16 protein-coding genes are annotated in these 22,713 nt (G+C 42.4%); 11 read left to right on the top strand and 5 right to left on the bottom strand.

Annotated features, from left to right (window positions below; genetic code table 11):
* The first annotated feature begins 168 nt into the window (after positions 1 to 168).
* The 4 genes from HUS62_RS08610 to HUS62_RS08595 all read left to right on the top strand — a co-directional run bounded on the left by HUS62_RS08610 (position 169) and on the right by HUS62_RS08595 (position 5,037).
* A complete protein-coding gene (locus HUS62_RS08610) occupies positions 169 to 2,496 on the top strand; it encodes a methyl-accepting chemotaxis protein (RefSeq protein WP_175079175.1) in 2,328 nt (775 codons plus the stop codon).
* A 65-nt stretch (positions 2,497 to 2,561) separates the two neighbouring features.
* Positions 2,562 to 3,380, top strand: a complete 819-nt coding sequence (locus tag HUS62_RS08605) for a protein-glutamate O-methyltransferase CheR (protein ID WP_175079174.1) — start codon at positions 2,562 to 2,564, stop codon at positions 3,378 to 3,380.
* Positions 3,377 to 3,994, top strand: coding sequence for a chemoreceptor glutamine deamidase CheD (cheD, locus tag HUS62_RS08600; RefSeq protein WP_175079173.1), 618 nt, complete (start codon positions 3,377 to 3,379; stop codon positions 3,992 to 3,994). Before HUS62_RS08605 ends, cheD begins: the two co-directional genes overlap by 4 nt.
* An 8-nt stretch (positions 3,995 to 4,002) precedes the next feature.
* Positions 4,003 to 5,037 carry a chemotaxis response regulator protein-glutamate methylesterase gene (locus HUS62_RS08595; protein WP_175079172.1) on the top strand — a complete coding sequence of 345 codons (1,035 nt, stop codon included), beginning with the start codon at positions 4,003 to 4,005 and terminating at the stop codon, positions 5,035 to 5,037.
* On the opposite strand, the gene HUS62_RS08590 is transcribed toward HUS62_RS08595, so the two are convergent.
* A complete protein-coding gene (locus tag HUS62_RS08590; RefSeq protein ID WP_258536738.1) occupies positions 5,024 to 6,055 on the bottom strand; it encodes a polysaccharide deacetylase family protein in 1,032 nt (343 codons plus the stop codon). The genes HUS62_RS08595 and HUS62_RS08590 overlap by 14 nt on opposite strands.
* Here HUS62_RS08590 and dinF point away from each other — a divergent pair.
* A complete protein-coding gene (gene dinF / locus HUS62_RS08585) occupies positions 6,032 to 7,366 on the top strand; it encodes an MATE family efflux transporter DinF (RefSeq protein WP_175079171.1) in 1,335 nt (444 codons plus the stop codon). The two genes, HUS62_RS08590 and dinF, sit on opposite strands and share 24 nt — an antisense overlap.
* A 1-nt stretch (position 7,367) precedes the next feature.
* Here dinF and HUS62_RS08580 read toward each other — a convergent pair whose 3' ends face one another.
* Both HUS62_RS08580 and nfuA read right to left on the bottom strand, forming a co-directional pair.
* Positions 7,368 to 7,637 (bottom strand): hypothetical protein, encoded by a 270-nt coding sequence (locus HUS62_RS08580; protein ID WP_054554438.1) that lies wholly within the window; start codon positions 7,635 to 7,637, stop codon positions 7,368 to 7,370.
* 14 nt (positions 7,638 to 7,651) lie between these two features.
* On the bottom strand, positions 7,652 to 8,227 hold the full coding sequence (gene nfuA / locus HUS62_RS08575; RefSeq protein WP_054554437.1) for a Fe-S biogenesis protein NfuA: 576 nt from the start codon (positions 8,225 to 8,227) through the stop codon (positions 7,652 to 7,654).
* A gap of 411 nt (positions 8,228 to 8,638) precedes the next feature.
* Between nfuA and HUS62_RS08570 the strand changes: the two genes are divergently transcribed.
* Positions 8,639 to 11,191, top strand: coding sequence for a M14 metallopeptidase family protein (locus HUS62_RS08570; RefSeq protein WP_175079170.1), 2,553 nt, complete (start codon positions 8,639 to 8,641; stop codon positions 11,189 to 11,191).
* A 6-nt stretch (positions 11,192 to 11,197) separates the two neighbouring features.
* Here the strand turns inward: HUS62_RS08570 and HUS62_RS08565 are convergent, their stop codons facing one another.
* Positions 11,198 to 11,914 (bottom strand): ComF family protein, encoded by a 717-nt coding sequence (locus HUS62_RS08565; RefSeq protein WP_175079169.1) that lies wholly within the window; start codon positions 11,912 to 11,914, stop codon positions 11,198 to 11,200.
* A 58-nt stretch (positions 11,915 to 11,972) separates the two neighbouring features.
* On the opposite strand from HUS62_RS08565, the gene bioH reads away from it, so the two are divergent.
* The 5 genes from bioH (at position 11,973) to HUS62_RS08540 (ending at position 20,229) form a co-directional block, all read left to right on the top strand.
* Positions 11,973 to 12,710, top strand: coding sequence for a pimeloyl-ACP methyl ester esterase BioH (gene bioH / locus HUS62_RS08560; RefSeq protein WP_175079168.1), 738 nt, complete (start codon positions 11,973 to 11,975; stop codon positions 12,708 to 12,710).
* Between the two features lie 101 nt (positions 12,711 to 12,811).
* Positions 12,812 to 13,120, top strand: a complete 309-nt coding sequence (locus tag HUS62_RS08555; RefSeq protein ID WP_054554434.1) for a hypothetical protein — start codon at positions 12,812 to 12,814, stop codon at positions 13,118 to 13,120.
* 5 nt (positions 13,121 to 13,125) lie between these two features.
* The gene (locus tag HUS62_RS08550; RefSeq protein WP_175079167.1) at positions 13,126 to 13,992 is read left to right on the top strand and encodes a putative metalloprotease CJM1_0395 family protein; all 867 of its coding nucleotides are present in this window, start codon (positions 13,126 to 13,128) and stop codon (positions 13,990 to 13,992) included.
* 207 nt (positions 13,993 to 14,199) lie between these two features.
* Entirely contained in the window at positions 14,200 to 14,931 is a 732-nt protein-coding gene (locus HUS62_RS08545) for an outer membrane beta-barrel protein (RefSeq protein WP_175079166.1), read from the top strand.
* A 279-nt stretch (positions 14,932 to 15,210) separates the two neighbouring features.
* Entirely contained in the window at positions 15,211 to 20,229 is a 5,019-nt protein-coding gene (locus HUS62_RS08540; protein WP_175079165.1) for a S8 family serine peptidase, read from the top strand.
* A 123-nt stretch (positions 20,230 to 20,352) separates the two neighbouring features.
* Here the strand turns inward: HUS62_RS08540 and HUS62_RS08535 are convergent, their stop codons facing one another.
* Complete coding sequence (locus tag HUS62_RS08535) at positions 20,353 to 22,668, bottom strand: Tex family protein (RefSeq protein WP_175079164.1); 2,316 nt, start codon at positions 22,666 to 22,668, stop codon at positions 20,353 to 20,355.
* Between the last annotated feature and the right edge of the window lie 45 nt (positions 22,669 to 22,713).

Here is a 22,713-nt window from a genome sequence, read left to right as displayed (position 1 = left end):
AGAAAAAAGAAAATGGCAGGGCTAGACGATGATTATCGCTCAACCCTGTTAGAATCTGGGATTAAAATGCGCTAGCCGTGTCAATGTGGGTGAGAAAATGGTCGCATTACTTGACCTACAAAAAACAATGGACATTTAACTGGGTAGATTAACAAGAAGGTGAAGGGTATGGGATGGTTTAGCAGTCCTAAAAATGTTGAGTCGGAAAATGATTTAGTTATTGCGGCACTTAAAAAGTCGCAAGCGATGATTGAGTTTCAACCGTCGGGGCAGATCATTACTGCCAATGCTAATTTCTTAAACACCATGGGTTACCGACTCGAAGAGATCCAAGGGCAACACCACTCTATGTTTGTTGCTGAAAAAGAGTCACAAAGCCCAGAATATCAACAGTTTTGGCAGCGATTACGCAGCGGTGAGTTCTTCACTGATGAATTTAAGCGTGTCGGTAAAAATGGCAAACAAGTTTGGATCCAAGGTACCTATAACCCAATTATTGATAGTAATGGTAATGTTACTAAAGTTATCAAATTTGCGACTGACATCACACCACAAAAAGAACTTGAACGTCAGTCAAAGCGTGATGCTGATTTATCTAATGCACTGCGTGTTTGCCAAGCTAATGTGATGATTGCCGATAACGATTTAAAAATTGTTTTCGTTAATGAGCAAGTAAAGCAAATGCTGCAAGCTCGCGAATCAGCGTTACAAACAGTGCTACCTAGCTTCTCTGTGGCGAATTTAGTGGGTACGTGTGTTGATGATTTTCATAAACAACCATCACACCAACGTGAATTACTAAAAACATTATCTGAACCATACAAAACCACATTGCGTTTGGCGGGGCTTATTTTTAGCTTGATTGCGACACCTTGGGTGAGCGTATCTGGTAAGCGTTTAGGTACTATTGTTGAGTGGCAAGATATTACTGATAGCGTAAATAAAGCGGAAGCTGAAAAACGTGAAGCAGAAGAGAATCTTCGTGTTCGACGCGCGTTAGACCGCGTGGCAACTAATACCATGATTGCAGATTCTGGCAACAACATCATTTACATGAACGACGCTGTTCTGAACATGATGAAAATTGCTGAAAGTGACTTACGTAAAGACTTACCTAACTTCAATAGTAATAATCTAGTGGGTCAAAATATCGATGTATTCCACAAGAATCCAGCACATCAACGCAATATGCTTGCTAAGCTAAGCAGTACTTACAGCACTGAAATTCAAGTTGGCGGTCGTACTTTTGGTTTGGTCGCAAACCCTATTTTTACCCCTGAGAATGAACGTATTGGTACGGTTGTTGAGTGGGAAGACAGAACTGCTGAAGTGGCGATTGAAAAAGAAATTGCTGGTCTCGTTGCTGCAGCGGGGAATGGTGACTTAGAAGCCCGTGTTGAAGAAGCGGGTAAACAAGGTTTCTTCTTACGTCTAGCGCAGGGCTTGAATAGTCTTGTCAGCATCGTTGATGATGCAGTAAAAGACACAGGCAATATGCTTGATGCTATGGCGAACGGTGACTTATCAAAACGTATTGAGCAAGACTATCAAGGTTCATTCGATAAGCTAAAACGTGATGCAAATGCCACGGCTGATAAGCTTACAGAAGTAATTAATCGCATTAATACCTCAGCAACCTTGGTTGCTAGTGGTGCAGAAGAAATCTCACAAGGTAATGCTGATTTAAGTCAACGTACTGAAGAGCAGGCTTCATCACTTGAAGAAACAGCATCAAGCATGGAAGAGATGACCAGTACGGTTCGTCAAAATGCTGATAATGCTAAAGAAGTGAATGAACTTGCTGAAGAAACACGTACTAAAGCACAAAAAGGTGGCGAAGTTGTAAATCGCGCTGTAACCAGTATGTCGGCAATTAATGAATCAAGTAAGAAGATTGCAGACATCATCAGTGTCATTGATGAAATTGCTTTCCAAACAAACCTACTTGCGCTGAATGCGGCAGTCGAAGCTGCACGAGCAGGTGAGCAAGGTCGTGGTTTCGCGGTTGTTGCTGGTGAGGTTCGTAACTTAGCGCAACGATCAGCAGCTGCAGCAAAAGAAATAAAAGAATTAATCCGAGATAGTGTTGGCAAAGTTGAAGATGGTACATTACTCGTTAATGAATCAGGTTCAACATTACAAGAAATTGTTACTGCAGTACAAAGAGTTACTGCAATGATTTCTGATATTGCCCAAGCATCTGAAGAACAAAGCTCTGGTATTGAGCAGGTCAATAAAGCCATTGCCCAAATGGATGAAATGACCCAGCAGAATGCTGCTTTAGTTGAGCAAGCATCTGCCGCGGGTGAATCCATGGCAGAGCAAGCGAATGATATGCGCCGCTTATTAAACTTCTTCTCGTTATCAAATAACGAGATGGATATTACTAGCCGCGCAAGCTCTGCGCCTGCAGATAAACAGCCAAGCTCACCAGTGCGTTCAGCGCCAAAAGGCAATAACTTTGTTGATCCTAGTGATGAGTGGGAAGAGTTTTAAAACTCTTCCCAATTAAATTCTAACTAGTTAATTGCATCTAATGCTACAGCTGCAGGGTCAAGCACATGAAAGAGTTTTTACTAACGGATAGTGACTTTAAAGCTATTTCGTCACAAGTGTATGATGCTTGCGGCATTGTTTTAGCTGAGCATAAGCGCGAGATGGTTTACTCGCGCTTAGCAAGACGTATTCGCCAACATAAACTTAAGAACTTTAAAGAATATTTAGACTTTCTTGAAGAGAATAAAGAGCAAGAATTTAGTGAGTTTATTAATGCCATAACCACTAACCTGACTTCTTTCTTTCGTGAGCCACATCACTTTAGTTATTTAAAAAATACCATAGTACCCAACTTGCTAGTTAGTAATGCTAAACAAAAGCGCGTAAGGGTGTGGTCTGCTGGTTGCTCAACCGGTGAAGAGCCTTATACCATTGCTATGACCTTGAGTAGTCTATTTCCATCTGATTGGGATGTGAAAATCCTAGCTACTGACTTAGACTCAAATGTGCTCGCTAAAGCACAGGCTGGCACCTATACCGCAGCTAATGTGAATGGTTTAGACAAAAGCCAACTTAAGCGCTGGTTTTTAAAAAGTCATGATGGTCAGTTATATAAAGTAAAACCTGAACTACAAAAGAATATTTTCTTTAAACGACTAAACTTATTACAGAGCTGGCCTATGAAAGGGCCATTTGATGTTATTTTTTGTCGCAATGTAGTGATCTATTTTGATAAACCGACGAAAGATACTCTATTTAAGCGTTATTACGATTTGTTGACCGATTCAGGTCATTTATTCTTGGGGCATTCCGAAACACTGGGTAAGGACCACAAAGAGTTTAAGAATTTAGGCCAAACTATCTATCAAAAAGGTGGTCTATGAGTAGTCATTTTAAACCTGTATTGTCTGGTTTTGAGCACGTTAAACGGTTTTGGGATGGCAAGCGCCATAAAGTGGTTGCTAAAGTATTACCAGGCGAGTTTTATGTTTCCAAGTCTGATGAGCTAATTACAACGGTGCTGGGCTCTTGTATTGCTGCGTGTATTTACGATGAAGGCTTAGGTATTGGTGGAATGAATCACTTTATGCTGCCAGCAGAAAAAGGCGTTGATGCGAGCAACGCACACAGCCTTAACTGTCGTTATGGTAACTGGGCAATGGAATACTTGATCAATGAAATCCTAAAAAATGGTGCTTCTAGGCGCAACCTCAAAGTAAAACTGTTTGGCGGCGGGAAAATAATCCGTTCAATGACAGATATTGGTGTTGGCAACATTCGTTTTGCAAATGCCTATATACTTGAAGAGGGTTTGGACTTAGTATCCCATGATGTTGGCGGACCTTGGCCACGTAAGGTGATGTTTGATCCGCAAACAGGCAAGGCTCAGGTCAAAAAAATGCGTGAACTGCACTCTGATAAACTCGAAAAACGTGAAATTAAATACCTACACGATATTGAGCAGCAAGATGCAGAAACGGATATTGAATTATTTTAGGAGAGCATATGATCAAAGTACTCATAGTTGATGATTCTGCTTTGATCCGTGGTTTACTCAAGGAAGTTCTCGAGCAAGCGCAAGACATTCAAATCGTTGGTGCGGCAGAAGACCCTTATCAAGCCCGAGATTTAATTAAGCGCCTTAATCCCGATGTCTTAACATTAGATATCGAAATGCCGAAAATGGATGGGTTAAGTTTTTTAAAAAACTTGATGCGCCTTCGTCCTATGCCAGTTGTGATGATTTCTACACTGACTCAAAAAGGCTCACCAATCACACTAGAAGCCCTCGAAATTGGTGCTGTTGACTTTATTGCTAAGCCAACCATCAATGTCACTGAAAATCTTCAGCGTTATGCCCATCTATTACATCAAAAAGTGCGTACTGCAGCTGGCGCTAGAGTGCGCGCTTTTAAAGAAACAAAAGTTGAAGACGACAGCTCTTTAACAGCATTGCAATTTAAGGCAAACAGCGTGCTTGCCATAGGCGCTTCAACAGGCGGCACAGAAGCAATTAAAGAAGTGCTCGTGCGTATGCCAGAAAACTGCCCACCGATTGTTATTACACAGCATATCCCTCCAGTATTTAGTACCTCGTTTGCAATGCGCATGGATAGAACGTGCAAAATCAACGTAAAAGAAGCTGAGCATGGTGATAAGCTACAACCAGGCTGGGCGTATATTGCACCGGGCGATCAGCATTTGAGTGTTGTAAAAAAAGCAGGCGGCTTGTTTTGCCAGCTTGATTCGAGCGAGCTGGTTAATCGCCATCGTCCAGCAGTTGATGTGCTATTTAACTCCCTCGTTGTTGCTTGCCCTAAAGCGACAGTAGCGGCGTTATTGACCGGTATGGGCAGCGATGGCGCGCAAGGCTTATTAGCATTAAATCAAGCAGGAGCTTACACCATAGCACAGGATGAATTGTCGTCAGTGGTATGGGGCATGCCAAAAGCCGCTGTAGAGCTTAATGCGGCTAATGAAGTGGTTCGCCTAGATAAAGTCACAGCGCAAATGCTAAAACAAGCCGTTAAGATACAATAACCCAAGGTTGAGAGAACCAATAATAGCGGCCTTTCTTCGCGATAGAAGGGGCCGTGCAGTTAAAGCGAGAGCGGCCCTTTTTCAGCTTTTCAGGTGATGTGATCTTCACCGTATCTTTACTAAGCCAAGTTAAGTCTGCTTGGCCAATACCAGAGACATAACAAGCAAACTGGCTTTTATGAAAGTCCTGCATATCAAATTGAATGCTTAAACTTGGCGGGTTTTCGTCCGTCACGCTATCTGAATAGGTGAGCTGTTTGATAGTGAATGCTTGAGAGTCGAGTTTAGTGGCAAGCGTATCAAGCTTTGAATAAAAGCCCGATGCCGGAAAGCGTGGTAACCGGGTAAAGTCAGAATGGATACCTACACCCCCTGAATGCTGACCTATACCAACAAATCCTAGCGATTTTACTAGTTGTTGCAGTGAATTATTAAACTCGCCATAAGGGTAAGCAAGGTATTTGTAATCATGGCCAATTTCTTCTTTAATGCGCTGCTGGGCAGATAAAATATCTTTTTTAGTACGTGCAAGCCATACTTCTTCAGTCTCGCCTGGTTGTTTGCGGTGTAAGTAATTATGAACTTGTGTGTGGTTGCTAATTAAGGCGCCTTTTTTCGATAGCTCCTTTAACTGCTGCCACGTCATTACATAGCTTTTGCCTTCATCAATTAGCTCGGGATTTACGAAAATAGTGTACGGATAGTCAAATTTTTCTAAGATGGGCGCAGCTTCTTCATAGTTATTTTTGTAGCCATCATCGAAGGTTATTGCGACGGTTTTATCTGTTAGCGGTTGGCCTGCTTGTAACGAGGTAATGAGTTCATCTAGTGGAATAACGTTGAAGTTATTATCTTTTAAATATTGCATGTGTTCAGTGAATGTTTCGCTGCTGACACTGGTTACCGCAGGAAGGCTTTCACTGACGTGGTGATACTGTAGAATGACTGCGCCATGGGCACGCAAAGATAAACATAACAGGACTGCAAATACTAAATGAAACATTTTCTTAAACGTCATAAGGCACACCATAAAAGTTTACTGTTATTAGCCGGTCCGATGATTTTATCAAATATTACCGTGCCAATGTTAGGTTTAGTTGATACTGCTGTAATCGGCCACTTAGGAAGCGCTCACTATTTAGCTGGTATAGCGCTCGGTTCAGCAGTTATCTCGTTATTATTTTGGCTAGCAGGCTTTTTGCGCATGAGCACCACAGGATTAGTTGCCCAGGCCTATGGTAAAAGCGATCACACCTTACTTGCTGAGCTATTAAAGCGCAGCTTGTTACTAGCAACAGCGGTAGCGCTGTTATTAATAGCGCTGAGTATACCTATTCAATCCTTAATGGCATATTTATCAAATGCGAATGAAGCTGTTTTAGAACAAGCAAATAGCTATTTTTCGATTCGTATTTTTAGTGCACCCGCTGCTTTGTGTAACTTGGTTTTACTTGGTTGGATGCTAGGTGTTCATTATGGCCGCGGGCCATTCTATTTATTACTTATCACCAATATAACCAATATTGTGCTTGATATTTATTTTGTGGTGTTTCTTGATTGGGGTGTGGCTGGAGCTGCGTGGGCGTCTTTAATCGCTGATTATATCGCCCTTGCTTTTGCACTTATGTTAGTTGCACAACTAGCTAAAAAACAAGGTGTTAACCTTGCTGTGAAAGCCTGGTTAAGTGTTGCTAAGTTACTTGATTTAGTAAGCTTAAATCGCGATATTTTTATTCGCTCATTAGCACTCCAGCTATGTTTTAGCTTTATGACTTTTTATGGCGCACGTATCGGCGAAACAACCTTAGCGGCTAATGCCGTGTTGCTAAACTTTTTAATGTTGGTGAGCTTTGCGCTTGATGGTATTGCTTATGCAAGTGAGGCAAAGGTCGGTAAAGCGAAAGGTGAGCACAGCGCTAAGCAGATTAAGTTATGGGTTAATTTGAGCTTGTTTTGGGGTGGGTTATTTGCGGTGTTTTATAGCCTTATATTTTTATTATTTGGCGAGGCAATTATTCGCTTACTTACCGATGTGCCTGAAGTTATCAGCCTTGCAACGGTTTATCTTCCTTGGGTGATTATATTGCCTATCGCGGCAATGGGCTGCTTTTTATTTGATGGCGTATTTGTCGGTTTAACCCGTGCTAAAGACATGCGTAATACTATGCTATTTAGTGCTCTAGTGGGCTTTTTTGGACTGTTTTGGGTAGTGAGTAGCTGGCAAAATCATGGTTTGTGGTTTGCGATGACCAGCTTTATGCTAATGCGCGGGTTAACGTTGTGGTTTCGCTACCGTAAAATTGTCAATAATCAGCAATTATTAGATTAAATTACTTCCACAAATCAGGGTCGTGATTTTTGGGAGACGAGCGCTCTAAAACTTGCGCAAAGCGGTTGGCAAAAATACCTAAGTAGCCCCAACCAGCAAAGAATAAAGCCACAGCTAGTATGACTAGGCCAATTAATTGAAATAGTGCGGGTCCATAGTAACCTATGGCAATAAAAATCACGGCTAGCACAAACAGTGCTAGGCCGCGAAGAAAGCGTTTTAAGCTTAACTTGGGGTCGCTGCCTAAGCGAAATACCCATTTTTTAAGCATGCTTAATATACCGGTTAGTAGTAAGAGTGCTCACCTGATTGGTGATCAGTAATGTCTCTTACACCGTTGATTTCGTCAAACTTGGCGATCATTTCTTTCTCGATGCCTTCTTTTAGTGTGACGTCAATCATTGAACAACCGTTACAGCCACCGCCAAATTGCAGCACCGCGATACCGTCAGCAGTAATTTCTACTAGGCTAACTTGGCCGCCGTGGTTAGCGAGCTGTGGATTCACTTCGGTTTCAAGCATATGTTGAACACGTTCTTGCAGTGATGCATCGTCGCTAAGTTTACGTGCTTTTGCATTCGGCGCTTTAAGCGTTAACTGAGTACCCATTTTGTCAGTTACAAAATCGATTTCAGCTTCTTCTAAGAAAGGGGCGCTTTCTGCATCAACAACGGCATCAAAACCATTGAATGGTAGACGAATATCAGTCGCTTCAACGGCGTCTTCTGGGCAGTAAGAAACACCACACTCAGCCTGCGAAGTACCTGGGTTTACTACAAACACACGAATGTTTGTTTGTTCAGCTTGGTCTGCTAAAAGTTTAGCAAAATGAGATTGTGCAGATTCAGAAATAGAGATCATAAAACGGACTATACTTTCTAGAGCGCGTTTACTTTTCGAGATTAGATTTGCAGCAGCGAGTTTGGGATTTAGACAAGGCGGAGCACGCGAAGTGTAGTTTTTCTACATGAGTCGTGCGATAACGCAGTATAAATACCAAACACGCACTGCCCACAGGGTTCTGCCTAGGAGCGCCTTACTCTGTGTTGCTCGGACTTTACATAGAACTACTATGCTACAGTCCTCGCGCCGTAATTAAGGCGCTCCTAGGTTGAACAAATTCTAATCCTGAAAGGTCAACACGCTCTCAATTACTCGGATACTGTGTATCATACTCCGCTCATCGTATTGTCGCCAGTGTTGAGCGTAAAAAGTTGCATCTATTTTATCGAATGGTAGCGTTAAAACATCAAATAATTACAGGTGCTATCTATGCGTTTCATAATAACAATATTAACCATGCTAGTGAGCGTCAGCGCATTAGCAAAACCTCTTTCTTATTACTTTGAACAAGATGTAAAATTTGACCCAAGTATTCCGACTCCTGAGCAGGTGTTAGGCTACGAAGTGGGTGAGTGGCATGTACGTCACGATCAACTTGTGCAATATATGCAAATTCTTGCTGAAAAAAGTGACCGAATGAATTTTAAAGTAATCGGTCGCACTCATGAGCAGCGTCCACTGGTGATGCTAACGGTTACAGCGTCCGACAAACTTGGCCAAGTTGAGCAAATCCGCAAGGCGCATTTAGCTCGCCTAAATGGTGGGGAAAGTGACTCAAGCAAACAGCCTGCGGTTGTTTGGATGGGTTACAGTGTTCACGGTAATGAATCATCAGGCAGCAACGCATCGCTTCTCGTTGCGTATTACCTTGCAGCTGCACAGGGGCCAGAAATCGACGCCTTACTTAACAACACGGTTATTTTACTAGACCCATCATTAAACCCAGATGGCTTAGCGCGTTTTGCAAATTGGGCAAACAGCAACCGTGGCATGAAGTTATCATCAGATCCACAAACTCGCGAGCATATCGAAAGTTGGCCAAGCAGTCGTACTAACCATTACTTGTTTGATTTAAACCGTGACTGGTTGTTACTGCAGCACCCTGAATCGCGTGCGCGTATTGCACAGTTTCACCAATGGAAACCGAATATCCTAACTGACTTCCATGAGATGGGCCCAAACAGCACTTACTTTTTCCAACCAGGGATCCCAACTCGTAAGCACCCAATTACGCCTGAAGAAAATGTCACGCTGACTAAAGCAATTGCAAACTATCATGCAAAAACACTTGATGAGCACAATGCACTTTACTTCACAGAAGAAAGCTTTGATGACTTTTACTATGGTAAAGGCTCAACTTACCCAGACGTCAATGGCGGTGTAGGCATCTTATTTGAACAAGCGAGCTCGCGTGGTCACTTACAAGAAACTATTAACGGCCCGTTAAGCTTCCCGTTTACGATTAAAAATCAGTTATTAACAAGCTTATCGACGTTCCAAGCGGCGATTGATAACCGTACAGACTTACTTGATTATCAAGCAAAATTTTACAACAAAGCAGTTGATCTTGCTGGTGATGAAGACTTTAAAGGGTATGTTGTCAAAGGCGGCGCTGATCAAAGCCGCATGCAATACTTCCTTGATTTACTTAGACAACATCAAATCAATGCGTACATGTTAGAAGAGCCGCTAAAAGTAAACGGTCAAAGCTTTTCTGAGCAGAGCTATTATGTGCCATTAGCACAGCCACAATTTCGTTTAATTAAAGCGATTTTCAGTGAGCAACAGCGTTTTGTTGATAATACGTTTTATGATGTATCTGGCTGGACACTTGCTCATGCCTTTAATTTAGAATTTGCAAAGGTAAGCAGCAACTGGGGCTTAAATGTGGCAAAAATGCCTTGGCAGCAAAGTGTTAAGTCAAGCTTTGCAGCATTACCGCAAAGCTATGCCTATGCATTTAAATGGGATGATTACCTAGCACCAAAAATGCTTAATAGCTTACTCGAGCAAGGTGTGAAAGCACGCGTGGCATTAAGTCCACTCACAGCAAAAACACCATCAGGTGAAATAGCGTTTGAACCAGGTAGTATTCTTGTTCCTGCTGGTCTGCAAACTGATAGCAACTGGGTTAGTTATTTAAACCAAGCACAGAATGAGTTTGGCATTGAAATTACGCCAATTAGTTCGGGCTTAACGGTTAAAGGTGCTGATTTAGGTTCTCGTGCAATGGCGGTTGTGAAAGCGCCTAAAGTATTACTCGTGGGTGGTCAAGGAACTAGCCAGTATGAGCTTGGTGAAGTGTGGTATTACTTAGATCGTTTTGTAGGCACCGCGCCAAGCATTATCGAAATGGAGCGCTTAGGTAACATCGACCTTGAGAACTACAGCCATATTATTTTAGCGCACGGAAATTTCAATCGCCTTGATGATGCGACTAAAGTGGCTATTAAGTCGTGGGTTCGTAAAGGCGGTGTTATTTGGGGTCATAAAGGTGGTGCTAAGTTCTTAGCTGATCAGCAGCTACTAAAAGCAAACTACTTATCTCGCCGCGATGTAGCCAGTGCCTTTGATACAACAGGACTTACTTATGCTGATAAAGATGACTTAGCAGGTCGTCAGCGTATTGCCGGTGCAATTTTTAATACCTCAGTGGATTTATCTCATCCACTTACGTATTCGCTTAACCGTAATACATTACCTGTATTTAAGAATAGCACTTGGCTACTTGAGAAGTCAGATGCCCCATTTGTTAATGTGCTTACTTACACAGATAAACCGCTTCTAGCTGGCTTTACTGATGACGTAAATGTAGAGCAAGTCGCGGGCGCGGCAGGCCTCATTGCGCATTCATATGGCAAAGGCAGTGTGATAGGCATGACAGATAACCCTGTATTCCGTGGTTACTGGTACGGCACGAGTCGATTACTAAGCAATGCCTTATTTTTTGGTAATGCCTTTCATGCCTCTGGTGATAAGTAATCACAATTAATCATAATGCAGGTTGCCTAACCCCGTTAGGCAAGTGAGCATAGCCCATACTTGCTTTGCCCCTGCATGTTTTATGGCTTCTGTCGCAGCATTTATGGTTGCGCCAGAGGTCATCACATCATCAATAATCGCCACGGTTTTTCCTGTTAAATCTTGCTGACAAACAAAGGCATTTTGTAGATTTTTAACTCTCTTCGCTTTACTTAACTGTGATTGCGCTTTGGTTGCTTTTTGCTTGTAAAGAGCTGAGCTAACAGTACATTGCTGGTTTTTCAAAACAGGCAGCCAAGTTTGGCTTACCTGATTAAAGCCGCGCGCTAAAAAGCGTTGATTATGTAGTGGTAGCACAATAAAAAGATCGGGCCAACTTGAATTAACTTGATGAGCTAATTGCAGCTGCCTCTGTATTACTTGTTGTAGCGCCACACGAAAATACTGCTGGTCATTAAACTTCAATTGCTTGAGCCAAAGTTTAAAAGGCGCTTGATACCAAGCACAGGCAATTAGATGATCAAAATTACTATCAGGAAATGCATCACAGATATCAGGTCGATGTAACAGGTTTGGATGGTGTGTAAGGTCAAATAAATTGAGGTCATCTAAACAATACTGACACAAAGCTTGATCAGTCTGTATGTGATTCTGGCAGCTAATGCAAAAGTTGGGGAATAGTGCGTCTAGCCCTAGTTTTAAGGTGTGAGGTAAGTGAGACATTGCATTCATTCCTTTAAACGCTATTATGAGCGCTAAGTGTGGTTGGGAAATACAAAATATGCAAAATGAGATGGTGCTATTACATGGCTGGGGAATGAACCAAGGGGTTTGGCAAGTGATCAAACCTGAGCTAGAGTTTTTTCATGATGGTGAAGTCCGTTGCCTCGATTTACCTGGCTTTGGTAACGCACAGTCTATTCCCACACCTTACACTTTGCACGCTGCAGCTGAGCAACTAAGTACACAGCTAAATGAAAAGTCTATTCTTGTTGGCTTGTCGTTGGGCGGGCTTTTTGCCTTGTATATTGCAGCACATTGGCCTGACAAAGTCGCAAAGGTTGTATTGGTTGCCTCAACCCCCTTTTTTGCGCAAACCGACGAATGGCCGGGTATCAAACCTGACGTATTAAATGCATTTAAAGATCAGCTGGTTAGCCATAGAGAAAAAACGATAGAACGGTTTTTGGCGATACAAGCGATGGGCAGTGAATCAGCGCGAGATGACATTAAGCAATTAAAAGCACTTTTGAACCAATACCCAGCGCCTCAAGAGCAAGCTTTAAGTGCGGGCTTAGACATTTTACAGCAGGATGATTTACGTGAGCTATTCGCTAACCTTAGCGTACCTGTGCGTGGTATTTTCGGTCGCTTAGATTCATTAGTACCTTATCGAGCGATTGAAAAAATGCATGCCTTACAACCTCAGTTTGAATATGAAGTTTTAGATAAGGCCTCACACGCGCCTTTTATTTCACATAAAGCGGCATTTATATCAGCACTGAAATCAATGTGTTAAGCAAAACTCGCTGAGAGGCCAGAAAAATAGCGGGATTTAGCTTTATTTTGCTCGTTTTATGAGCGATACTTAACGGGTAGATCTCACTGTTGGAGGGTGTTATGCCAATCAGTTCTGTTTTTAATAATGCGGTAGAAGGTTATAACCGTGCAAGCCAAGGTATCGAAAAGGCGAGCGCTGAGATTAGCCGTGCCTCAATTGATCAGCAAGATGATGCCCAATTAGCTCAACAACGCCAATTACAAGCGGCAACTCCAAATGAAGCTGTAACTCCGCCAGTTTCACAACCTGCCCCAATCGATGAGTCGCTTGTTAATTTAAAAGTTGAAGAGTTTAATGCAAAAGCTAATATCAACACGATTCAGACTGCTGATGAAGTGCTGGGTACATTAATAGATATTAAAGTTTAGTACTTATGAATATCGTCACTCCGTTTCCTTCGGTTAATATCAACACAGCGAATGTGCACACCGAAAGTGCTCGCCGTGATAATCAGTTACGTGAAGTGATCCCACCTCCTGCTGCTACCAAGCCGAGTAACGCAGAAAATAAAACCTTGAATGATGGCGACAAAACCAAGCAGCCAGGTTCTGAAGCTGGTACGTATGATGCTAAAGGTCGTCTAGCTGAAGACAAAGTGATTGAAGAGCGCCAACAAGGTAGCGAACAAGGCGAGCCTGAACAATCAGAGCAAGAACAGCAAGAAGCTAAACAAGAGCAGCAAAAAGAGCAAAAGGTTGCAGAGCAAGAGCAACAAGACACTGAGCAGATTAAAGAGCTAAAAGCCCGCGATACCGAAGTTCGTATTCATGAACAAGCGCATGCAGCGGTAGGAGGGCAATATGCTGGCTCACCAAGCTATGAGTATCAACGCGGCCCAGATGGTACAAACTATGCCGTGGGCGGCGAGGTGCAAATTGATGTTGCTGAAATTAAAGGTGACCCAAAAGCTACAATTGAAAAAATGCAGACGGTGCGTGCAGCTGCGCTTGCACCTCAAGAGCCTTCAAGTGCTGATCGCTCAATTGCTGCCGATGCCACACAAAAGCTTATGGCAGCGCAAGCTGAGCTTGCCAGTCAATCAGTTGATGACGATGCTGACTCAGGCAAATCGACCTTCAAAATAAACAGTGAGTATGCCGAAGATAGTGCTACTCAAACCAGCGAAACCAAAACAGCAAAGCGTGATGTTGAAGTAGACGAGCGTGCCGCACGTATTGCTAATTTTTATCAAGCGGCTACCTCGCCCACGAACCAAAACCAGTTCTCTGCCTTTATTTAACTAATATTAATTAACAGTATCAGTTAATCACTTTGTGGTTAAAACTTGTCGCTAACGAAGTTTAAATACTACATAACTACTCACTTAATTTTTTAATGACTCTAACAGTTTCTTACATTTAGACTACAAAAACGAATATTGTTTCCATTGCGGGTCCTTGCTCGCTTTGGTAGATTGTCCACGATTTATAATTAGGATGATTAAACAATGAAATTCACTCTTCTTGCTTGCGCGTTGTCACTTGCTTCTACTGCTGTAATGGCAGAAAACACTTCACCATTAAGCTATGACTATGTTGAAGCTGGATATAAAAAGACAGAAATTGATGATATCGATGAGTTATCTCTGAAAGGCTTTGGTTTTAGCTTCAGTAAACAGTTTGCTGAGAACTGGTATGTAACAGGCCACTATTCAATTTTAAATGACGATTTAACATCACGTTCCGATTTCAGTGGTTCGGGTGTTTACGATAGCAATAATAATTATTTAGGTGACACACTCGTATCTTATTCTTACGACTATGATATCGATATGACCCGTTACGAAATTGGTTTAGGCTATATTTATTCGCTATCAGATCGCACTAAAGTTGATTTTTCTGCAAAGATTGGCCAGTTAAAAATAGAATCAGATTTTGACTTTAAAGAAGTCGTATCATATCAAGATCAAACTTTTAATAGCTTTTCACAGAGTGGTTCTGATTCAGAAACCGCAGATATTTTGTCTGCTAACGCGCAAATCAGACATCTATTAACTGATTCATTTGAGATCAACGCTGGCGTTGGCTACGAGCGTTTGCACGACGAAGAGAGCGAAAATAATGCTGTATTTCATGTGGGGGCTAACTATGCCTTTACACCAGCTTGGCTTGTCAGCGCAAGCTATCGTGATGCAAATGATTACTCAGACCTTGCACTTTCGGTTCGTTATAACTTCTAATTTTTTAGCAGCTAGGGATGCCTTTCCCTAGCTGTTTTCACTACTTACTTTGTTTCTGTAATCGTATTTTGTACAAAACGCTACATTTTGTATAAATATCCTGCAATGCGTTTGTTTTTACCGCTCTGGTGTTTATTTAGTGTTAACTTTGTGTCTCAAGTGTGTACAGGTCGGTTTGACCATGTAACCCCCCCTCTGTATATGTTTGCCTGCTAAATAATTTAGTGTGTCAGCTCAAGCAATTTATGAGCTGTTTAGAATTAAATCAGTGGGAATCATATGCAACCTTGCAATAAGAAAATCGCACACTTGAAGAAAAGTTCAGTCGCCGTACTTACAGCCTTGTATGTCGGCGCTACAGGCTATGCTGCGGCAGAGCCTGGCTTTAACAAAGTGTCAGATAAAGGCTTTTATCAGCCAACATTTACAGCTGAAGATATCGCGAATTATCAACAAGAAAAACAAATCGAAGATCATCCAAGCTTGCTCAAAGGGAGTGCTCAACGCTTAAACCAGCACTATCAAAGTCAGCAGCCGGAACATGTTTTTCAACCTCAAGATGGGGTGACAGGCATTCAAACTTACATTGTGCAAATGCATGATGAGCCTGTGGCAAGTTACCAAGGTGATATTCAAGGTTTCAGCGCTACAGCTATTACTGAATCTCGCTCTTTAATGGTTAAAGAGCGTATTGATACAGCGTCGCAAAGTGTGCGCGCGTATCAAGGTTTTTTAAAGCAACGTCAATCAGCAGTATTAAGTAAGGCGCGTGCAATAGGTGCCAATATTGCGATTAAAAAGCAATTTACTCTTGCAAATAACGCGGTAGTGGTCGAAATGACACAAGCTGATGCAGAGCTACTTGCGACACAATCAGGCGTAAAGCGTATTACTCCTAACCGTATTTTTGAATTACGCACAGACCGTGGTCCTGAGTTTATTGGTGCTGATCAATTATGGCAGGGTGCAACACCGGCTTCATCAGTAGGTGTTAAAGGTGAAGGTATGGTTGTGGGTATTATTGATACAGGTATCAATACAGACCATCCAGCATTTGCAAGCGACCAGCAATACAGTGAGAAAAATCCACTAGGCGCAGGTAACTTCGTAGGCGACTGTGAGGAAGAACCTGAGCTATGTAATGACAAGCTAATTGGTGTTCGCTCATACCCAGAAATCACTGCAATGAATGCTGATTATCAATTTGCACGTGCAGATCGCCGTCCTGAAAATGGTGAAGACTACAATGGTCACGGTTCTCACACAGCAAGCACTACGGCGGGTAATTACATCGAAAACACACCGCTTCAAGCTGCAACAGGTGAGAAAGTAAGTGATGGTGAAAGCTTACCATTTACGTTTGACAGTACCAGTGGTGTGGCACCTCGTGCGCACATTATTTCGTACCAAGTATGTTATGCAGGAAACTCGGGTGATCTATATTCTGGCTGTCCTGAGTCAGCTATCTTATCCGCATTTGAAGATGCAATTGAAGATGGTGTAGATGCAATCAACTTCTCGATTGGTGGTGGTGAAAGCTTCCCGTGGGAAGACCCAATGGAAATGGCTTTCTTAAGTGCGCGTGAAGCAGGTATTTCAGTAGCAGCAGCAGCGGGTAACTCAGGCCCATATTATATGTCTGCGGATCATACTTCGCCTTGGGTAACTACAGTAGGCGCATCAACCCATGATCGTGTAATGGACTTAGGTTCTAAAACCATCAATAACTTCCAAGGCACGCGCACGCCTTATGCTGGTGAGTATTCAGGTAAGAGTTTCTCTGGCGGTATCACAGGTGAAGTTGTACTTGCCGAAAATTACGACGACCCGAACGAAAATGATGATTACGATGCAGCAAGTTGTAATGCCCCTTTCCCAGCAGGCACGTTTACATCTGACCAAATTGTAGTGTGTTTACGTGGTGACATTGCGCGTGTCGACAAAGCTAAGAACGTGGCAGCTGGTGGAGCAGGTGGCTTCATTTTACAAAACATTAGTTCGGCAGAAAATATTGTTGCTGATAGCTATGTGATCCCAGGTATTCACTTACCATCAAACGCACGCTATACAATTCGTAACTGGGTTAATGCTAACCCTGATGGCGCAGCGATTGCGACAATAGGTGAACCAGAAAATCATTATTCATTTGATGAAGAAGCAGGTAATGAACTTGCGATCTTTAGTTCTATGGGGCCAAGTTATTACATTAATAATCTAGTTCCAGATGTAACAGCACCGGGTGTTGATATTTACGCAGCGAATGCCGATGACCAGCCATTTACAGCTAGTCCTCGTGCATCTGATTGGACTTTCATGAGTGGTACCTCAATGGCTACGCCACATGTTACAGGTGCAATGACGCTACTTATGCAAATGCACCCTGATTGGACGCCAGCAGAAATTCAATCAGCGCTAATGATGACGGCAAATAAAGTACGTATTTCTAACGGCGTTACTTTAATTGACCCATACTACAACTTCATGGCTGGTGGCGGTGCGATTGACGTAGCACAAGCTGCCAATGCGGGTCTTATCATGGATGAGACTATTGAAAACTATCATGATGCGAACCCGCGCAATGGTGGTTTAGTCGAGTGGTTAAACCTTCCTTCGTTAGTTAATCAAGACTGCGAGCTTGAATGTACGTGGATGCGTACAGTTAAAGCAACAAAAGATGGTACTTGGGATGCAACGGCTTATGGTTGGGCTGTTGAAGGTGAAGAAGAAAGCTTCGGTGTAGAAGTTAGTGTAACACCAAGTAATTTCACACTTCAAGCAGGTGAAACACAAGATGTGATGGTTACTATGAAGTTACCAAATATCATCGAGTCTAAACTTGATCCTGATGAAGAAGGTGCGCCTTGGGACAATATCTTAAATAAAGATGCTTGGTTCAACGGTAAAGTGTTATTTAAGAACACTGATGGCGACTCACCTGATGCTCATTTCACATTGGTTGCGAAAAACGTCATTGATGAGTTACCAACTATGGTTGATATCGATATGGCACGTGCCAGTGCATCAGAATCAATCGTTGTTAATACCGATAGCTACAGTGAATTTACGCCGACTTATTATGGTCTTGTAAAACCAACTGAAGTTACTGCAAATATCTTGGGTGTTGCTCCTTACGTGACAAAAGACCGTGTTGAAAAAGCGTGGGATATCCAAGCATTTGAAGTACCTGAAGGTACAAAACGCTTAATGGTTAAAGTTGCATCTACAGAGCAAACTACAGATTTAGCAGACCTTGTTGAACCTCGTTGGCAAATGAAAAAAGCACACTTAATAGTGGGTTATGATGCTAATGAAAGTGGCTCATTCATGGTGTCTGATGATGCCATAGCTGATGATCCCAATGCAGTTAAAAAAGCCCTTGATGAAGAAATGATTTGTTATTCTTCAAGTAGTGTTGAAGATAACTATTGTAACATTATTGACCCTAAGCCTGGTAAATATTGGTTTGCGACCGCAGCTCTAGCAGGTTTACGTGATGTTGGTTACCAAACAGTGACGCATTACGCCATTGTTAAAGAGCAAAATACTGGTGAATTCAGTGTATCAGCGCCACAGCAGCACAGCGGCAATGGTAACTATGAAATTGCTGTAAATTGGGATTTACCAGATGCGCAACCGAATGATGTTTATTATGGCGGCTTTGCATTAGGTAATGCTGAGGGAGCTGAAGGCACCCTTGGTTTCACATCGGTTAATTTAAAGCGTGATGCAGAGGCACTTACCTTAAATGTTGACCAAGACACTGCTCGCGCTATGGACCTAGTTAACGTTAATGTAAAACTTAAAGCCAACTATGAATCTAAAGCACGTGACTATTCATTGTCATTGACGATTCCTGATGGCATGCAAGTTTGGCCTGAAACGCTAACTTCAAACAATGAAGAAGTTGAAGCTTCGTTAGTTGTAGAAGGCAACACGTTAACTATCCAAGGTACACAAGACGCAACGCGTAACGTACAACGTGATTATGTGGTAACTAACAACATCACTAATGAGATGTGTAAAACGCCAATGATTGATGAATTCTCGACAGGGGGATATATCGATTTATGGGGTGATTTTGGCATTCAACCTGAAGCTGCTTGGTATGAAGGTGGTTCAAATGTGTACTTTGATGTGCCAATTGATTGGTTATTCTATAAAGAAGGTGCGAAGTTTGAAATTTACAACCAAGTAAATAATAACGAAGTACGTTTACACCCAACAGGTGCAATGCAGTTCACACCTATTTGGTGGATGATGAGTGCACACCGTGGTCCTGGTTTCTTAGTTGAAGCGCTTGCACCATTCTGGCGTGGCTCGTTTGAAATCGAAAACCTTCGCCATCCAACGGATCCAACAGGTCTAACGATTGCTTCTCAGTATAAAGAAGAGCGTCCTGACTTAGGTGATCTCGTATTTATGGAATTCGATAATGTGACTGATAAAAATACAGGCGACACGTTTGACTATGAAGTGATTTTACGTAGTGGTATCGATGACCATGAAGGTATGTTCGAAGCTATTTTTGCTTACGATAACCTAGGCGCAGGTGTTGATGAAGGGACAATCTTTATTGAAGGTGGTGATAGTGTTTACTCTACAACTGCCGGCTTTAAAGACGGTGCATTAAGCAATGTGGTTGGTTATGACGACCTTGGCAAGATCTTACAAGATGATTTAGTGATCTGTTTTGATTATGTTGGCCCAGAGCAAAGTGAAGTTGAGTTTAACTTTACTGCTACGGTTATGCCTGATGCGAAAGGTTCAGTGCAAGATATCACCCTTGATTACCAACTAGGTAGCCAAGAAGGTGGTATGTTAATGCACTCGATCGGCGTACAAAGCAACCTGAAAATGAGCGACATCGCTGATATGACGGTAGCAGAAAATGGCCGTATCGATGGTGTTGATGTGATGGTTGTTGATGCAGACCAGTCGCCAAATGAATTAGTGGTAACCGGCGAGAATGTTACGGCTGAAGTTGACGGAATGTCGTTTAACTTAATCCCAGATGCACATTTCCATGGTGAAACAATGGTGACAGTCACAGTGCAAGACGAAGCAAACCCAGCAGACAAAGTAAGCAAAGAATTCTTACTAATGGTTGAGTCTGATGGTGTTGAGCTTGGCTGTACTGATGCTGCTGCAACTAACTATGATGCGACTGCGAATGAAGATGATGGTAGCTGTGAATTCGCTTCACAAGTAACACCTGAAACTAAGAGTTCTTCAAGCGGCTCATTAGGTCACTTCATTGTGTTACTCCTGCCATTACTTGCACTTCGCCGTCGTAAGTAATAGCGATAAAGGCTCAGTTTATTGAGCCTTTCATAGCAACGAGACTGATTAAGTTGCTATACAAATAAAAAGCCGCGTAAGTTTACACTTACGCGGCTTTTTTCGACTTATGCCTACAGCCTATTATTTTTTCACTTTTGCATTGGCAAATGCATCTGCAAAGGCATTACCCATGGCAACATTGCCAAACTCGCGTTTTTGCTTAGGTGCACTTTTCGCTTTCGCAGCTGGCTTAGGTTTGCTAGCTGGTGCGGCTTTATTGCTGGTATCAACATCATCGTCTAAACGCATGGTAAAGCTTATACGTTTACGTGCAGCATCTACTTCAACTACTTTTACTTTTACAATATCGCCAGCTTTAACCACTTCACGTGGATTAGAAATAAACTTGTTAGTAATCGCAGAAATATGCACTAAACCGTCTTGATGCACGCCCACATCAACGAAGGCACCAAAGTTAGCAACGTTAGACACTACACCTTCTAAAATCATACCTGGTTTTAGGTCGTTAATGGTTTCAACACCGGCTTTAAATTCAGCTGTTTTAAACTCAGGACGCGGGTCACGACCCGGTTTATCAAGTTCTTTGATAATGTCGGTAACCGTTGGTAAACCAAATTTTTCGTCTGTGTAGTCGTTTGCAACGAGCTTGTTTAGGATATCAGAGTTACCAATTAGGCTGTTTACATCTAAGCTGTTCTTCTCGCAGATGCGCTTAACAACCGGGTAGGCTTCAGGGTGGACTGACGAGTTATCAAGAGGATCTGAGCCTGTGCTGATACGTAAGAAACCGGCAGCTTGTTCAAAGGCTTTAGGCCCTAAACGTTCAACTTTTTTAAGTTCAGAGCGTTGGCTAAATGAGCCATTCGCATCACGGTAGCTAACAATGTTTTGTGCTAACGTTTTGTTTAAGCCAGATACGCGGGTAAGTAGTGGCACTGACGCCATATTTAGGTCTACACCTACTGAGTTTACACAGTCTTCAACCACTGATGTTAGCGTTTGACCAAGTTGGCTTTGCGATACATCGTGTTGATACTGACCTACACCGATTGATTTAGGCTCAATTTTTACCAGCTCAGCAAGTGGATCTTGTAAGCGGCGCGCAATAGACACAGCACCACGTAGTGAAACATCAAGGTTAGGGAATTCATTAGCGGCAAACTCAGATGCCGAATAAACAGAAGCGCCTGCTTCACTAACCATCACTTTATTAAGTTTAAGCTCAGTGTTGGCTTTAATCAGTTCAGCTACTAATTTGTCAGATTCACGTGAAGCCGTACCATTACCAATAGCGATTAGCTCAACTTTATGCTGGCGGCATAATTGCTCAAGAGTACGAAGCGATTTATCCCAATGATTTTGTGGTGCGTGCGGGAAAATCGTTTGTGTTGTTAACAGCTTGCCTGTGCTATCTACAACGGCAATTTTACAACCAGTACGTAAACCAGGATCCAGACCTAACGTGGTGCGTGGACCTGCTGGAGCGGCCATTAATAAATCTTTTAAGTTCTTAGCAAAAACGTCAATTGCGCCGGTTTCTGCTTTTTCGCGCATTGCACCTAAAAATTCATTCTCAAGGTGAAGGCTTAACTTAATTTTCCATGCCCATTGCACTACGCCCATTAACCAAGCGCTTGCTGCAGAGTTGCTAACATCTAAGCGATAATGATCGGCAATCATTTGTGCACACACTTGCGCCGGATTTTCTGCGCTTGGCTCTGGGTTGATACTAAGTTGTAATACGCCTTCATTGCGAGCACGCAGCATAGCAAGTGCACGGTGTGATGGTACTTTCTTAAGCGGTTCTTGATGCTCAAAGTAGTCGCGGTACTTTACACCTTCATTTTCTTGGCCAGCAATTACAGTACTTTCAATCTGACCATGTTGTGCGATATGACTTCGGAATTTAGCTAGCAGTTTGGCGTCTTCAGCAAAGCGTTCCATTAAGATAAATTTAGCGCCATCTAACACCGCTTTATTATCTGCAAAGCCTTCATCAGCATTAATGTAGTCACTTGCTTGTTGTTCAGGGTCGAGACTTGGGTTGTTAAATAGCGCATCGGCAAGCGGCTCAATACCCGCTTCAATGGCAATTTGCCCTTTTGTACGACGTTTAGGTTTGAAAGGCAGATATAAATCTTCAAGCTCAGTTTTACTGTCAGCGTTATTAATATCAGCACTTAGTTCGGCTGTTAGCTTGCCTTGCTCTTCAATAGTATTAAGGATAAAGCTACGGCGTTCTTCTAATTCACGTAAATACGATAAGCGCTGTTCAAGTAAACGTAGTTGCGTGTCATCTAAGCCACCAGTTACTTCTTTACGATAACGGGCGATAAAAGGAACTGTGGCACCTTCATCAAGTAATTTGATTGCAGCAACAACCTGTGGTTGCTGGGCACTTAGCTCTGTTGCTAAGCGTGCAGAGATATTGCTCATGCATAAACCTTTTTAAAAATAGAAAATCAGTAAAACTGAAGATTA

It is taken from the genome of Pseudoalteromonas sp. 0303 (assembly GCF_013349995.1).
Lineage (GTDB): Bacteria > Pseudomonadota > Gammaproteobacteria > Enterobacterales > Alteromonadaceae > Pseudoalteromonas.
This window is presented reverse-complemented; position numbering and strand designations above follow the sequence as displayed.

Coding starts and splice junctions, on each gene's coding strand:
- HUS62_RS08610 (WP_175079175.1), top strand. CDS start 169: ATGGGATGGTTTAGCAGTCCTAAAAATGTTGAGTCGGAAAATGATTTA.
- bioH (WP_175079168.1), top strand. CDS start 11,973: ATGCAAAATGAGATGGTGCTATTACATGGCTGGGGAATGAACCAAGGG.
- HUS62_RS08565 (WP_175079169.1), bottom strand. CDS start 11,914: ATGTCTCACTTACCTCACACCTTAAAACTAGGGCTAGACGCACTATTC.
- cheD (WP_175079173.1), top strand. CDS start 3,377: ATGAGTAGTCATTTTAAACCTGTATTGTCTGGTTTTGAGCACGTTAAA.
- HUS62_RS08550 (WP_175079167.1), top strand. CDS start 13,126: ATGAATATCGTCACTCCGTTTCCTTCGGTTAATATCAACACAGCGAAT.
- HUS62_RS08590 (WP_258536738.1), bottom strand. CDS start 6,055: ATGACGTTTAAGAAAATGTTTCATTTAGTATTTGCAGTCCTGTTATGT.
- HUS62_RS08545 (WP_175079166.1), top strand. CDS start 14,200: ATGAAATTCACTCTTCTTGCTTGCGCGTTGTCACTTGCTTCTACTGCT.
- HUS62_RS08540 (WP_175079165.1), top strand. CDS start 15,211: ATGCAACCTTGCAATAAGAAAATCGCACACTTGAAGAAAAGTTCAGTC.
- nfuA (WP_054554437.1), bottom strand. CDS start 8,227: ATGATCTCTATTTCTGAATCTGCACAATCTCATTTTGCTAAACTTTTA.
- HUS62_RS08605 (WP_175079174.1), top strand. CDS start 2,562: ATGAAAGAGTTTTTACTAACGGATAGTGACTTTAAAGCTATTTCGTCA.
- HUS62_RS08535 (WP_175079164.1), bottom strand. CDS start 22,668: ATGAGCAATATCTCTGCACGCTTAGCAACAGAGCTAAGTGCCCAGCAA.
- HUS62_RS08595 (WP_175079172.1), top strand. CDS start 4,003: ATGATCAAAGTACTCATAGTTGATGATTCTGCTTTGATCCGTGGTTTA.
- dinF (WP_175079171.1), top strand. CDS start 6,032: ATGAAACATTTTCTTAAACGTCATAAGGCACACCATAAAAGTTTACTG.
- HUS62_RS08580 (WP_054554438.1), bottom strand. CDS start 7,637: ATGCTTAAAAAATGGGTATTTCGCTTAGGCAGCGACCCCAAGTTAAGC.
- HUS62_RS08570 (WP_175079170.1), top strand. CDS start 8,639: ATGCGTTTCATAATAACAATATTAACCATGCTAGTGAGCGTCAGCGCA.
- HUS62_RS08555 (WP_054554434.1), top strand. CDS start 12,812: ATGCCAATCAGTTCTGTTTTTAATAATGCGGTAGAAGGTTATAACCGT.